The organism is Pseudoalteromonas sp. ESRF-bin5 (assembly GCF_002632075.1).
GTDB lineage: Bacteria > Pseudomonadota > Gammaproteobacteria > Enterobacterales > Alteromonadaceae > Pseudoalteromonas > Pseudoalteromonas marina.
This window is the reverse complement of the sequence record NZ_NTLW01000094.1, coordinates 1-13,904: the sequence shown is the minus strand read 5'-3', so window position 1 is coordinate 13,904 and position 13,904 is coordinate 1. Positions and strand designations below refer to the sequence as shown.

General features: G+C 42.4%; 13 protein-coding genes. 11 read left to right on the top strand and 2 right to left on the bottom strand.

Going from position 1 to position 13,904, the window contains the following annotated elements:
- From xdhB to puuE, 7 genes are all read left to right on the top strand, one after another.
- Positions 1–2,115, top strand: a 2,115-nt coding sequence (xdhB, locus tag BCG07_RS04680; protein WP_286888966.1) for a xanthine dehydrogenase molybdopterin binding subunit, incomplete at its 5' end; no start/stop codon positions are given.
- Complete coding sequence (gene xdhC / locus BCG07_RS04675; RefSeq protein WP_286888964.1) at positions 2,108–2,998, top strand: xanthine dehydrogenase accessory protein XdhC; 891 nt, start codon at positions 2,108–2,110, stop codon at positions 2,996–2,998. The genes xdhB and xdhC, both read left to right, overlap by 8 nt.
- Positions 2,995–3,495: a 2-oxo-4-hydroxy-4-carboxy-5-ureidoimidazoline decarboxylase gene (uraD, locus tag BCG07_RS04670; protein WP_286888962.1), complete on the top strand. Its 501-nt coding sequence runs from the start codon at positions 2,995–2,997 to the stop codon at positions 3,493–3,495. The genes xdhC and uraD overlap by 4 nt, the downstream gene beginning before the upstream one ends.
- Positions 3,492–3,842 (top strand): hydroxyisourate hydrolase, encoded by a 351-nt coding sequence (uraH, locus tag BCG07_RS04665; protein WP_286888961.1) that lies wholly within the window; start codon positions 3,492–3,494, stop codon positions 3,840–3,842. Before uraD ends, uraH begins: the two co-directional genes overlap by 4 nt.
- 2 nt (positions 3,843–3,844) lie before the next feature.
- Entirely contained in the window at positions 3,845–5,209 is a 1,365-nt protein-coding gene (guaD, locus tag BCG07_RS04660; protein WP_286888959.1) for a guanine deaminase, read from the top strand.
- A gap of 3 nt (positions 5,210–5,212) precedes the next feature.
- Positions 5,213–6,424, top strand: coding sequence for a urate hydroxylase PuuD (locus BCG07_RS04655; RefSeq protein ID WP_286888958.1), 1,212 nt, complete (start codon positions 5,213–5,215; stop codon positions 6,422–6,424).
- 1 nt (position 6,425) lies between these two features.
- The gene (puuE, locus tag BCG07_RS04650; protein ID WP_286888956.1) at positions 6,426–7,358 is read left to right on the top strand and encodes an allantoinase PuuE; all 933 of its coding nucleotides are present in this window, start codon (positions 6,426–6,428) and stop codon (positions 7,356–7,358) included.
- 98 nt (positions 7,359–7,456) lie between these two features.
- Here the strand turns inward: puuE and BCG07_RS04645 are convergent, their stop codons facing one another.
- Positions 7,457–9,958, bottom strand: a complete 2,502-nt coding sequence (locus tag BCG07_RS04645) for a S8 family serine peptidase (protein WP_286888954.1) — start codon at positions 9,956–9,958, stop codon at positions 7,457–7,459.
- Positions 9,959–10,466: 508 nt separating this feature from the next.
- Between BCG07_RS04645 and BCG07_RS04640 the strand changes: the two genes are divergently transcribed.
- The 4 genes from BCG07_RS04640 to BCG07_RS04625 are packed head-to-tail and all read left to right on the top strand — an operon-like array spanning position 10,467 to position 13,596.
- Positions 10,467–11,969, top strand: coding sequence for a curlin (locus BCG07_RS04640; RefSeq protein WP_243533808.1), 1,503 nt, complete (start codon positions 10,467–10,469; stop codon positions 11,967–11,969).
- Between the two features lie 43 nt (positions 11,970–12,012).
- The gene (locus BCG07_RS04635; RefSeq protein ID WP_006792600.1) at positions 12,013–12,408 is read left to right on the top strand and encodes a curli production assembly/transport protein CsgE; all 396 of its coding nucleotides are present in this window, start codon (positions 12,013–12,015) and stop codon (positions 12,406–12,408) included.
- On the top strand, positions 12,398–12,823 hold the full coding sequence (locus tag BCG07_RS04630) for a curli assembly protein CsgF (protein ID WP_006792599.1): 426 nt from the start codon (positions 12,398–12,400) through the stop codon (positions 12,821–12,823). The genes BCG07_RS04635 and BCG07_RS04630 overlap by 11 nt, the downstream gene beginning before the upstream one ends.
- A complete protein-coding gene (locus tag BCG07_RS04625; RefSeq protein ID WP_006792598.1) occupies positions 12,823–13,596 on the top strand; it encodes a CsgG/HfaB family protein in 774 nt (257 codons plus the stop codon). The genes BCG07_RS04630 and BCG07_RS04625 overlap by 1 nt, the downstream gene beginning before the upstream one ends.
- Before the next feature lie 80 nt (positions 13,597–13,676).
- Here the strand turns inward: BCG07_RS04625 and BCG07_RS04620 are convergent.
- A partial coding sequence (locus BCG07_RS04620) for a response regulator transcription factor (protein ID WP_286888948.1) occupies positions 13,677–13,904 on the bottom strand: 228 nt, incomplete at its 5' end.

Here is a 13,904-nt window from a genome sequence, read left to right as displayed (position 1 = left end):
CGTATTTTATCGGCTGATGATGTACCCGGTAAGCTTGATATTGGCCCAATATTCCCAGGTGATGTGCTATTAACCAATCACGAAATTCAATACCACGGGCAACCTGTGCTGGTAGTCGTTGCCGACAGCTACGAAATGGCGCGCCGCGCTGCTCGTTTAGTGGTTATAGAGTGCGAGCAAACCGCCCCCATACTTGATATTAAAGAAGCAATTAAAAAAGGGCATTGGGTAAGGCCGCCACATTCACTTAACCGCGGTAATAGCGAGCAAGCCATAAATAATGCAGCCCACCAACTTAAAGGTGAAATACACATAGGCGGGCAAGAACACTTTTACCTTGAGGGGCAAATAGCACTCGCTCAGCCCGACAGCGATGGCGGGATTCATGTGCAATGTTCTACGCAGCACCCAACAGAGGTGCAGCACTTAGTTGCCAAAATTTTAAAAAAGCCATTTAGCTTTGTAAACGTAGAAACCCGCCGAATGGGCGGTGCTTTTGGCGGCAAAGAAACTCAAGGCGCGCCGTGGGCTTGCCTTGCAGCGCTTGCGGTTTATCACCTTGGCTGCGCCGTTAAAATGCGGCTAGCCCGCAGCGACGACTTTAAACTTACCGGTAAACGCCACCCATTTTATAATCAATACCATGTAGGGTTTGACCAAAATGGCCTAATTGAAGGCGCTGATGTAACCGTAAATGGGTTTTGTGGTTATTCGCCTGACTTATCCGATGCCATTGTAGACCGCGCAATGTTTCATGCAGATAACGCTTATTACTACCCAGCCGCCACCATTAAAGGGAATCGCTGTAAAGTTAATACTGTAAGCCACACCGCATTCAGAGGGTTTGGTGGCCCGCAAGGCATGATCATGGGCGAGCTAATAATCGACGACATTGCAGCTAAATTGGGTAAAGATCCGCTTGAGATCCGAAAACTTAATTTATACAAAAAAGGCCGCGACACCACGCCGTACCATCAAACCGTAGAGCAACATATTTTAAAAGATATGATAAGCCAGCTTGAGGAGTCGGGTGATTACTGGGCACGTAAAGATGCCATTAAAGCCTTTAATGCATCATCGCCCATTATCAAAAAAGGCCTTGCGATGACGCCGGTAAAATACGGTATATCGTTTACCGTACAGCACTTAAACCAGGCGGGTGCACTTGTGCATGTTTACAGCGATGGATCAATTCATTTAAACCATGGCGGCACCGAAATGGGCCAAGGGCTTAATACAAAAATAGCGCAAATTGTAGCCCATGGCTTTGGCGTTGATTTTGACGCAGTAAGCATAAGCGCTACTCGTACCGACAAAGTACCAAACACCTCGCCAACCGCGGCTTCAAGCGGTACCGACTTAAACGGCATGGCAGCGCTAAATGCGGTAAATACCATAAAAGAGCGCTTAATTAACTTTATCAGCAAGCACTTTGAAGTAGACAGCCAAAGTATTGTATTTAAAGATAACCTGATTACCTTTAGCAAAGGCAAAATTAGCTTTAGTGAACTTGCAAACCTTGCATATATGAACCGTATATCGCTTTCATCAACGGGTTATTACGCCACGCCTAAAATTCATTACGATAGAGCGAAGGGCGAAGGCCGACCGTTTTTTTATTACGCGCACGGCGTAGCACTGAGTGAAGTAGAGATAGATACGCTGACAGGTGAAAATACCGTAACCCGTGTTGATATATTGCACGATGTGGGCAGCTCAATAAACCCAGCACTTGATATAGGGCAAGTTGAAGGGGCTTTTGTGCAAGGTATGGGCTGGCTTACCACCGAAGACTTACAATGGAACGATAAAGGCCAGCTTGCCAGCTTTGGCCCTGCTAACTATAAAATTCCTGCTATTGGCGATACCCCAGCCGAATTTAACGTCAATTTATATAACTCTGCCAACCCAGAAACCACCGTTTTTAGATCAAAAGCAGTTGGCGAACCGCCGTTTATGCTGGCCTTTAGTGTGTGGAGCGCTATTCGTAATGCTATCAGCAGTGTGGCCGATTACAAATACACTGCCCCACTTGATACGCCAGCAACACCTGAGCGTGTATTAAATGCAATTGAGCAAACCACCAGCTGGTTTAAGGAGCAGAAACATGGCTAATTTAAATGAGTCGTTTCAGGGTTTTCATACGCAAAATTGGGCGCAAGCTATAAACGAGCACGAACAAAGCGGCACTAACTATGTTATTGCGACGGTGCTTGGCACCAATGGCTCAACCCCCCGTGGCACAGGCTCTAAAATGGTAATAAGCGGCGAGCATATTTACGACACCCTTGGCGGTGGTCACCTTGAATACGTAGTAATAGAAAAAGCACGTGAGCTACTTGCCAAAGGCGAAACCGCCCAAGTGATAGAGCAGTTTAACTTAGGCGCAAATTTAGGCCAGTGCTGCGGCGGAGCTGCCACCGTTATGCTTGAGTGCATGCAATGCGAGCGTTTTACCCTTGACATATACGGCGCAGGCCATGTAGCACAGGCGCTTATTGGTATATTGGCGCAATTACCGATGCGCATACGTTGGATAGATAGCCGCGCCGATGTATTCCCACAAGCTATTCCTAATAACGTAATAAAAGTGGTTGATGAAGAGCCAACAGAGCAAGTAAAACGCGCCCCTAAAACTAATAATTACTTAATATTAACCCATAACCACCAGCTCGATTTTGCACTCACACAAGCCATTATTAAACGCGCTGATGCCAATTGGCTTGGTGTAATTGGCTCAGATACCAAAGCAAAACGCTTTAAACAGCGCTTAGCCCATCGCGACTTTACCAACGAGCAAATAAAACAAATGACCTGCCCTGTCGGGCTTGAAAATGTAACGGGCAAGCTCCCTATGGAAGTAGCCATTTCGATTAGTGGGCAATTAATTGGCCTTTATCAGGCTATGCAAACCCATGCGCCCAAACGCCAAGGCTTGCAATGGCGTGCACTTAAAAATGCATTAATTAGCACCACGCACGAGGAAGAAAGCGCATGAGTAGCTTAAAAATTAATAACCTAAATATAGCGCAAGCGCATCAAGCATTAGAGCATTGCTGCGCCGCCCCTAACTGGGTAAGCGGTATGCTAAATATCATGCCATTTGAAAATAAAGATCACCTCTTTCACAGTGCGCAAACCGTATGGGATAGCCTAAACGAGAGCGATTATTTGGCCGCTTTTGAAGGCCATCCGCAAATAGGCGATTTATCAACATTAAGTAAAAAGTACGCCGCTACAGCACAAAAAGCCGGGCACGAACAATCGGGTATGAGCAAAGCAAACGAGCAAACCCTAAAAAAAATGATTGCGCTAAATAAACAATACCTCAGTAAATTTGGCTTTATTTTTATTGTGTGTGCCAGCGGTAAGAGTGCTGAGCAAATGCTTGAACTTATAGAGCTACGCATACACAACACCCGCGAAGAAGAGCTCACTATAGCCGCAGGCGAACAAGTCAAAATAACAAAAATAAGATTGGAGTCATTGATATGAATAAAAGTATGAACAAAAGCCCTATCACTACCCATATTCTCGATACCAGTACAGGCAAGCCGGCTGAAAATGTCACAGTAAAATTGTTTGTTCACACTAATAACGAGTGGGAATTAATCGCCCAAGGTAAAACAAACAGCGACGGGCGAATTACCGACTGGCTCAACACAGACGTAGAATTTGCAATCTATAAACTGGTTTTTGACTTAGACAGCTATTATGAAAGCCAAGAAACACCTGCGTTTTACCCAGAGGCGCAAATTACCTTTAGATTACAAGATAAAAAACACCATCATATTCCGTTATTGCTTAGCCCATTTGGCTACTCAACGTACAGAGGTAGCTAATAATGAGCACGCAAAACAATAATAAACTAACCGTAATTTGTGCCAACATACTCGATTTTGTTGACGACCCCGCCATAGCAGGCGAAAGCGCCCATCGCTATTTTGAAAAAGGCGCATTAGTTATTCAAAACGGTAAAGTGGTTAACCTTGGTTACGAGCAAGACATACTGCCAAGCTTAGATAAATCAGCCACTATTATTCGCCACGATGGCAAATTGGTTATGCCCGGCATGATAGACACGCACATACATTTACCACAAACCGAAATGGTCGGCGCGTATGGCGAGCAGCTTTTAAGCTGGCTTACAGAATATGCCTTCCCAACCGAAAAAAAGTTTGCCAGTGAAGTGTACTCAAGTGAGGTTTCAAACCGCTTTTTAGATGAGTTATTACGTAACGGCACCACCACCGCGCTAGTGTTTGGTACGGTTCACCCACAATCGGTTGATGCGTTTTTTAACGAATCTCAAAAACGTAATTTACGCATGATTGCCGGTAAGGTAATGATGGACAGAAATTGCCCTGACGATTTATCAGATTGCGCACAAACCAGTTACGATCAATCAAAAGCACTCATAAAAAAATGGCACAATGTTGATAGGTTGAGCTACGCGGTAACGCCACGTTTTGCGCCTACATCAACCCCCGAACAACTACAAAAATGTACTCAATTATTAGAAGAATACCCTGACACGTACCTGCATACGCACTTATCTGAAAACAAAGACGAGTGTGAATGGGTAAAAGGGTTATTCCCAGAGGCCGATGACTACTTAAGTGTTTACGAGCAAGCTAAAATGGTGCGTAAACGTTCGGTATTTGCTCATAGTATTCATTTATCTGAGCGCGAGCTTTGCTGCCTTGCCGATAACAACGCGGCTATTTCTCACTGCCCTACCTCTAACTTATTTTTAGGCTCTGGCTTATTAAACTTAAAGGCCTGTGAAGAGCACGGTATTAACGTAGGCATGGGTACAGATGTAGGCGCAGGAACAAGTTTTTCGATGCTGCAAACAGGCAATGAAGCGTACAAAATTCAACAGCTTCAAGGTCAAAAATTCTCAGCTTTTAAGGGCCTATACTTAGCAACTCTTGGCGGTGCGCGAGCCCTTGATTTAGAGGGCACCATAGGTAATTTTGCAATAGGTTGCGAGGCTGACTTTATTGTAATGGATTACGCCGCCACCTCGTTTTTAAAATTCAGAATTGGCCATGCAAAAACCCTGCACGAGCAACTCTTTGCCATGATGATGCTAGGCGACGACCGCTGCATTGAACAAACCTACATCATGGGTAAAAGCGTGTATAAGCGCGATGATAAAAAACAATTTACAGCCACCCAGACACCGCAATTAGAAGAGGCTTAGCCAATGGAAAATTATTTATTTGAGCTTGCTCATTTAGTACTGCGTTATTTTCATGTAATTGCAGGTATAGCGTGGATTGGAGCGTCGTTTTATTTTGCATGGCTTGATAACAACTTACAAACACCACCCCAGTGGAAACAAGACAAAGGTATAAAAGGCGATTTATGGGCCGTGCACGGCGGTGGCTTTTACGAAGTGGCTAAGTATCAAAATGGCCCTGAACAAATGCCACACACCCTGCACTGGTTTAAATGGGAAGCCTACACAACGTGGATCACGGGTATTTTATTATTTAGCCTACTTTATTATGTTGGCGCCGATGTTTACCTAATCGATAACAGTAAAAGTGAACTAAGTAAATTTGCCGCTATTGGCGCGTCGCTTGGCTTTATTGGCTTAGGGTATGGTGTTTATCGATTATTGTGCAAAACCCCGCTCGTTGAAAACGGTAAAGCGTTTATTGCTGTGGTTATTGGCATATTGGCCCTTTGGACTTACGGGGTCGATCAGCTATTTAGTGACCGCGCGGTTTATATTCATGTAGGTGCGCTTATTGGTACGTGTATGGTTGGCAATGTGTACCACATTATTATGCCAGGACAACGCTACATGGTAAGCGAAGTAGAAGCTGGTCGCATTCCTGATTCAGCACCGGGTTTAAAAGCAAAGCTGTGCTCTATTCATAATAACTACGCCACGTTACCTGTGGTATTTATTATGCTGAGCAACCACTTTCCATATACCTACAGCCACAGCTTTGGCTGGCTTATATTAATTGCGCTATTTGGCATTGGCATGTGGATACGCCATTACTTTAACTTAAAGCACCAAGGCGTTAATAAACCCTCGGTACTTATAAGTGGTATTGCCGCCTTTTTTGCCTTAATGCTTACTATCGCTCCATGGCCTAGCAGCCCAATAAATGCAGACCAAAACCCGTCTTTACAAGCAAGTATTACCGACACTCAAGCGTGGGAAATAATCAGCAAGCACTGTACGCAGTGCCACAGTGAAACACCCACCTCTGAGCTTTTTCAAACAGCGCCGCTTGGCTTTAAGCTCGACTCTATCAATGATTTAAAAAAAGCCAGCACGCTTATTCATACCCGCGCAGTTATAACCAAAGACATGCCATTGGCAAATATGACCAAAATGACTGATGCAGAGCGCGAAACGCTAGGCTCTTGGCTCACAGCGCTTAAAAAGGAGCAATAACATGAGCGAGCAATTTAAACACTACCCGCGCGATTTAATTGGTTATGGCTCACAGGTGCCCCATGCAAATTGGCCCAATAAAGCCCGCATAGCCGTACAAGTGGTATTAAATTACGAAGAAGGCGGCGAAAACTGTGTATTACACGGTGATGCAGCGGCCGAAACATTTTTGTCTGAAATAGTCAGCGCCCCGCATGTAGAAGACCGCCATATAAGCATGGAGTCCATTTACGAATATGGCTCGCGAGCAGGTGTATGGCGTTTACTTAAACTCTTTAAAAAATACGATATACCGGTCACCATTTTTGCCGTGGCAATGGCCCTTGAGCGCCACCCCGATGTAGCTAAAGCCTTTGTTGATGCAGGGCACGAAATTGCAAGCCACGGCCTGCGCTGGATTAATTATCAAAACATTGATAAACAAACCGAGCGCGAGCACATGCAAAAAGCCATTGAGATCATTCAAGCACTTACCGGTAAAAAGCCTAAAGGCTGGTACACCGGACGCACAAGCCCAAATACTGCTGCCCTAGTGGTAGAAAATGGCACATTTTTATATGACGCCGACGATTACAGCGACGACTTACCCTTTTACAGTATTAAAGAAGGTAAACCACAGTTAATAGTGCCCTACACGCTTGATGTAAACGACATGCGCTTTGCTGCTGTGCAAGGTTTTAACGCCGGCGATCAGTTTTATAATTATTTAAAAGATGCATTCGATACGCTTTATGAAGAAGGCGACCCACAAGGTGAAAACACCCCAAAAATGATGTCGATAGGGCTGCATTGCCGCTTAATTGGCCGCCCTGGGCGCATTAAAGCCCTCGCACGTTTTTTAAAATATGCCCGCTCGCATGAACAAGTTTGGTTTGCCACGCGCGAGCAAATTGCGGAGCACTGGCTTAAAACCCACCCATACAAACAATTATAATTATAATTATAATTATGTCGACGTTTCTAAAATAATGACATTGTAAAACATAAAAAGCCCAGCTTAGCTGGGCTTTTGTTACTCTAAGGGGGTGTTACTTAGTTAAATGTTACTGTGACGATGTTAGAACATACGTTTTCAGAAACACACAATTGGTAATCGTAGCTAGAAAGTGAAGCACCACGCTCATAATCGCGGTAGCGGCCGTTATCTGACGTAGTACCAATTAATTCACCATTACGGTAAACGTTCATCGATTCAGCTCCCACTATTTCCCAACTAAGGTCAACACGCATAGTTCCTAAACGTGATTTATTAGCGCGTTTTAGTGTTAGCTCAATATCTACATCGCTGACAACAACCGTTTGCATATACGTACTCATATTACCTTCGCTGTCTGTTACGGTTAATTCAACGTTGTAGCTGCCAGAGCCAGCATACACATGAGTTGGATTTTGATCAGACGATGTTGCCCCATCACCAAAGCTCCAGCTCCACTGTGTAATATCGCTGTTGGCATCAGTACTTGCATCTGTAAAGATGGCCGTTAAGCCTTCTATTTCAGTGTCAAAGCTCGCTTGTGGTGGCTGTGGAGTAACTTCTCCAATCGCACTAAAAGTAAGAGACCAGCCATTAATGTTACCAACATCAGCTCCCGCTGTATCTACAACGTGTAACGTCCAATCACCTGTTGCAACTTCGCCGTTAAATGCGCTTGATGTAAATGTTTTAACAATATCGTCGTCACTGCCACCTTGGTTACTTTGTAACGTAACTTCAGAACCTTGAGCTGATGTTAGCGTCAGTACCAAGTCACCAGACCACGTGTGAGTAATGTTTACATCGGCAGAAGTGCCAAAAAGAGTTAAATCATCAGCAACGGTAATTACAGAGCTTGCACCTTGTGGATCGTTATCTGGAATAGATACGTTTTCATCACTGCTATATGTAAAATCGTTTAAGCCTGCAGGCTGTAGCATTAATGACACAGTTTGTGTTTTTAACTGCTGATCTGTACTTGCCTCAACCATAAAATCATAATTACCCCAAGGCGTGTCATCAAACGTATTTACAGTTAAAACAACCTCATCACCTGGGCGTGCCGTAGAAGCACTAAGTGAAGCCCCCTCTAGACTAGAACTAAGCGAAAGCGCTACATCGCCATCCCACTGCGCAATCGAACCAATTTCAAACGTGTAGGTAACCGTGTCACCAACAGTTGCTTGCTGAGTTGTAGGAGTAACCGATAATTTAAAGCCAGGTGTAGGGTCAGCATCTAATAATGCCTGGTTTGCATTTAAACGCGTACCTGCAACTGTTTTACCTGTTAAAGCAGTATTAGCATCGCCGCTGCTCATTAGTAACTCTTTTAACTCTACTGTTGTTAAATCTGGGTTTACTGAAAGAACAAGAGCAGCCACACCTGCAACATGTGGTGTTGCCATTGAAGTGCCAGAATAAGTAGCGTAACCGCCACCTGGAATAGTTGAAAGAATAGCGCTACCCGGCGCGCCCATATCAACACTTTCTAGACCCCACTGCGAAAAACCAGACATGTTATCACTGCTATCTGTACTTGCAATTGATAGCACGCTGTCGTTTTCGTAGTTAGATGGGTAGTGCGGGTTTACATCGTTGTCTACTGCGTCATTCCCTGCTGCTGCTACAAATAAAATGTCTGCGTCTTCACTGGCCGTTATTGCATCGGCTAAAGCTTGGCTATAACCGCCTCCACCCCAACTATTATTTAGTACGCGAAGGTTAACACCTGAGTTTTTAAGACCAACCATGTAGTCAATACATTTAATGGCATCAGACGTTGAACCACTACCTGAAGCATCTAAAAATTTACAACCAGCGATAGATACATCATGGTTTACACCCACAATGCCTTCGTTATTGTTGCCACTTGCACCAATGGTTCCTGAAACATGCGTACCATGCCCTTGGTCGTCCATCGGGTCGCCTGAGTTAGTAATTGCATTGATGCCATGAACATCATCAACATAACCGTTACCGTCGTTATCAATTCCATCGCCAGCTATCTCACCAGGGTTAACCCAAGCATTAGCTACAAGATCGGGATGACTATAATCAACACCGGTATCAATTACACCAACAACCACATCTCTACTACCCGTAGAAATTGACCATGCTTCAGGTGCATCAATATCGGCGTCAGCTACACCGCCAGTTTGACCATCGTTATTTAAACCCCACAAGTCACCAAAACGCGGATCATTTGGCGTAGTGGCAATGCTTACACGATAGTCTGGCTCAACATACTCAATAGCCTGATGAGTTTTAAGGCGTTTAATCGCCTCTTTAGTACTCATACCCGTTACTTTAAATTTAGCTAAGCGGCCTGAAAGTAAAGACTTATAGTTATCATCAACCTCATCGCTGTTCATGTCAGAGATTTTGGCCCTTACTAACGACCGAGCTTGCTTACGCATTTTAGCTGACACATTTTTTTTATATTTAACAATGAGCGAATCACTGCTTGCAGTAACTGATTGTTTAATACTTGTTTCCGGTAGTTGCGCAGCAGCTAAACAAGGAACAAGCGCTAGTGTAATAATAGATAATTTTGTTTTCATTGTTCTATCCATAGTTGATTAAGCTTAAAAAAATTTTAAGCAAGTTTACTGACAACATTGAATAAGAAAGATCACATGGCATGTACCCAGCAAACTAACAAATCAAAAATTACTCAAGTCTTTAAATTGGAAACAATAAAAAATCAACACTTTTGACCAGTAGCGCAGCTAAAAAAACACTAAAAGCAGTCTTTTTTATGAGCCAAATTCTTATAATCGGACACTTAAATAGATCAACAATTTTTACTGGTTTTTTAATAAAACAGTAAAAATAAAAATATAAGCACCATAACCAATTGTATTAAAACAATAAAAAAATTGGTAAAAAAAGATGATTTAAGAATTAACAATTCAAGAATACAGTGAATGTGCACTTAAAAAACGCAACACAACATTGAATAACATTTAGATCACAACTTTATACCGGCACGGCATGCTGGAAACGCGAATACTCTATATAAACAAAATAACGTAGAGCATTCGGTATTTTTATTTCAAGGAGAAAATAATGAAGTTAAATAAATCACTTTTAAGCTGTGCAGTGGCAATTGCAATGGGCACAAGCTTCTCTTCCTTTGCAGATACAGCAACTAAATCTGGCTCAGTATCTGATTTAAGCACAAAAGTGTCTGTGCAAAGCACGAGCAATTCAATGGTACTTGCGCAAACCCAAGTAGGTAACACAGCATTACTGCTGCAAGATGGTGATGGCAATGCAATGCAGGTTACCACCATTGGTAATGACAACACGACCGAGGTATCGCAATTCCAAACAGGTAACTTTGTAGAAGTAACCACCGTTGGCGATAACAACGTACAAATATACTCTCAGGACGGTTTGTACAATGGTGCTTTAACTACAGTCACCGGCAACAATAATCAGCTTTATGTTTCACAAGAGGGCGAAGGTTTATTTTTTAACAATGAAGCAATCAACTCTATTGTGGGTGATGACAACACTGTTGATATTGAACAAGGTACAGGTGGTCATTGGTTTTACAACATGGACATGCAAGGCAGTGGCAATGAGCTAAGCGCATTACAAACTGGTGAATGGCATGAGGCTGTAATTACAAGCGCTACAGGCGACGATAATGCAGTAATGGTAGAGCAAGACGGCTTTTATAATACGTTCAGAGTGACCTCGCTACAAGGTAACGATAACGAGTTAGATATTGAGCAAGTTGGCGACCAAAATGCTGTAACACTTACAGATCTTTACGGTGACAATAATGAGTTTGGTGTTGAGCAAGAAGGTGCTGACAACACCGTTAATTTCACAGCTATTGTAGGTAGCGATAACGAAGTAGGTATAGACCAAGAAGGCTTGGCTAATAATGTTGATTCAGCTTTATTTGAAGGCGAAAACAACGAAGTAATGGCGATGCAAAATGGTGACTTTAATACAACAACTGCTGAGTTAATTGGTAACGACAACGAGCTTACAGCCATTCAAAATGGTAGCGAAAATGAAGCATACATGGGCGTATTAGGCTCAGATAATGAATTTACAATTAGCCAATTTGGCGATGTTAACTCAGCTCATTTAGTAAACTTTAATGGCCTAGGAAATGATGTAAACCTTACCCAACTTGGTGAAGAAAACATCGCCGTTGTTGAATCATCTTACCCTGACGTTTCGCTTACATCTAATGAAAACGACATCGAAATTACACAAGATGGCTTGCAAAATGAAACCATGGTTACACTTGCAGGTATTCTTGATAGTAACTTTAACCAAATTGATATTGCGCAAAATGGCGACTTTAACCTTATCGATATGATGGTTGAAGGCAGTGGCCACAGCATAGATATTTCTCAAGAAGGTGAAAATAACTGGGTTGTTGGTACTGAGCAATCACCGTTTTTAGTAGGTGGTGAAAACGTTACATTCAATGTAACTCAACTTGGCAATGACAACATTGTTGAGGGTGGTGTTATTGGTGTTAATAGTACTGTAACGGTTACTCAAATTGGCGACGGTAATACAGCCACAATTACACAAATGTAATTAATAACAATAAAGGGGAGCTTCAACTCCCCTATTTTAAACTATGAAAATAAATAAAAAAATCACTCTCCTGCTATTACTCGCTTTGTATTTGGCCCCTCCAGGTGTTGCTGCAGATGAACTTGAAATTGATGGGCTGTTACTTGATAGAAGCATTAGCCGATTTGGTCATCAATTTTACTATGAATTTTCAAATTACTGGCGAGACTTGCCTTCAACGGCTGGTTTTAACATTGAAATCAAAGAAACAGTAATACCCAAAGCTGGAACAAAGCTTACCTTAGTGATGAACAATCAAACTATATATGCAACCTATTTAGGACGCAGATTAGAGCCATTAGATGCACGCGTTGAACAAGCGGTCTATACGGTTATTGATGCAATGGCTCGCTCAAACATGGCTACATCTTCTAAAGATATGGCTTTAAATGGATGGTAAAATGAAAAAAATAATATTTACAATAATAACAACATTATCCTTTTGCGCATCAGCAACTGAAATGGTTTATACCCCAATAAACCCAAGTTTTGGCGGCAACCCACTTAATGCCAATATGCTATTGAGCAAAGCACAAGCCCAAAATAAACATAAAGCGCCTTCAATCGAAAAAGGCTACGCTGAACAATTTCAGGACTCACTTGAGCGTACTTATTTAAACCGTATGGTACGTGAAATAACAGACATGGCCTTTGGGGAAGATATAGAAGACAGTATTTTTGACCAAGACTCAATTTTTATGAGTGGCGATTATCAAATTGAAGTCATCACCAGCACCGCTGATACCATTACAGTCAAAATAACAAATATTATTGATGACACCGTCGTGATTATTGAAGTACCGAGGTTTGGATAATGAAAAAAATAATAACAATAGCAATACTATTACTGCTAAGCGGTTGCTCAACGTTAGGCAAATTAATTCCACCGTCACAACAAAATGCAATGAGCCTTGAGCCAACAGAAATATTCAGCGATCTAAAAAACTTACCAAAGCCAGCAGGTAGTATACCGGTTTCAGTTTACTCATTTAGAGATCAAACAGGTCAATACAAACCCCAAACAAATGTAAGCTCTTTTTCTACTGCCGTAACACAAGGCGCTAATTCTATTTTAGTACAAGCGCTTCATGAATCAGACTGGTTTACACCTGTTGAACGAGAAGGTCTGCAAAATATATTAACGGAAAGAAAAATTATTCGGGCAGCCCAATCAGAAAACCCAAACAGTGTTGAACTTCCTCCATTAACCACCGCTAAAATAATTTTAGAAGGCGGTATTATTAGCTACGATACCAACGTAAAAACCGGTGGTTTAGGGATGGAGTACTTTGGTATTGGCGCCTCTGAGCTTTATAGAGAAGATGCTATTTCAATATATTTACGCGCCGTAGACGTACGAACAGGCCAAGTGCTATTGAGCGTTGCCACCAGCAAAAAAGTACTAAGCCAAGAAATGAGAGCAGGCTTTTTTAGATATGTAAGCTACAAGCGCCTTGCCGAAGCCGAAGGTGGCTTTAGCGACAACGAACCCATGAGTATATGCGTTACTCAAGCAATAGAAAAAGCACTGACCGACCTGGTTACAAAGGGCATTGATAAAGGCTTATGGGCTCAAAAAGCAGCTTAATATTTTATTTAAAAAAACTAAAAAGGCTACATTACGTAGCCTTTTTTATGTGGTTTATGTTGTTATTTAGCCGCTATAAGCTACTTACTCATAGGTAATAATACCGCTACATAACGCTGGGCCCAGTTTGCAAGCTCTATTCTATTTCGTGAATTTGTTTTTTTGAAGGCACTATACAAATGCGTTTTTACGGTGTGATCACTTATATTAAGTTTATCCGCGATCGTATTATTACTCGCGCCTTGAGCAATTAAATGAATAACCGACTTTTCGCGTTTGGTCAGGTGAGCATAATCGTCTTGCTTTAA

What these genes read in the sequence shown, in the direction of transcription:
- xdhC (WP_286888964.1), top strand. Translation starts at nt 2,108, where the DNA reads ATGGCTAATTTAAATGAGTCGTTTCAGGGTTTTCATACGCAAAATTGG.
- uraD (WP_286888962.1), top strand. Translation starts at nt 2,995, where the DNA reads ATGAGTAGCTTAAAAATTAATAACCTAAATATAGCGCAAGCGCATCAA.
- uraH (WP_286888961.1), top strand. Translation starts at nt 3,492, where the DNA reads ATGAATAAAAGTATGAACAAAAGCCCTATCACTACCCATATTCTCGAT.
- guaD (WP_286888959.1), top strand. Translation starts at nt 3,845, where the DNA reads ATGAGCACGCAAAACAATAATAAACTAACCGTAATTTGTGCCAACATA.
- BCG07_RS04655 (WP_286888958.1), top strand. Translation starts at nt 5,213, where the DNA reads ATGGAAAATTATTTATTTGAGCTTGCTCATTTAGTACTGCGTTATTTT.
- puuE (WP_286888956.1), top strand. Translation starts at nt 6,426, where the DNA reads ATGAGCGAGCAATTTAAACACTACCCGCGCGATTTAATTGGTTATGGC.
- BCG07_RS04645 (WP_286888954.1), bottom strand. Translation starts at nt 9,958, where the DNA reads ATGAAAACAAAATTATCTATTATTACACTAGCGCTTGTTCCTTGTTTA.
- BCG07_RS04640 (WP_243533808.1), top strand. Translation starts at nt 10,467, where the DNA reads ATGAAGTTAAATAAATCACTTTTAAGCTGTGCAGTGGCAATTGCAATG.
- BCG07_RS04635 (WP_006792600.1), top strand. Translation starts at nt 12,013, where the DNA reads ATGAAAATAAATAAAAAAATCACTCTCCTGCTATTACTCGCTTTGTAT.
- BCG07_RS04630 (WP_006792599.1), top strand. Translation starts at nt 12,398, where the DNA reads ATGGATGGTAAAATGAAAAAAATAATATTTACAATAATAACAACATTA.
- BCG07_RS04625 (WP_006792598.1), top strand. Translation starts at nt 12,823, where the DNA reads ATGAAAAAAATAATAACAATAGCAATACTATTACTGCTAAGCGGTTGC.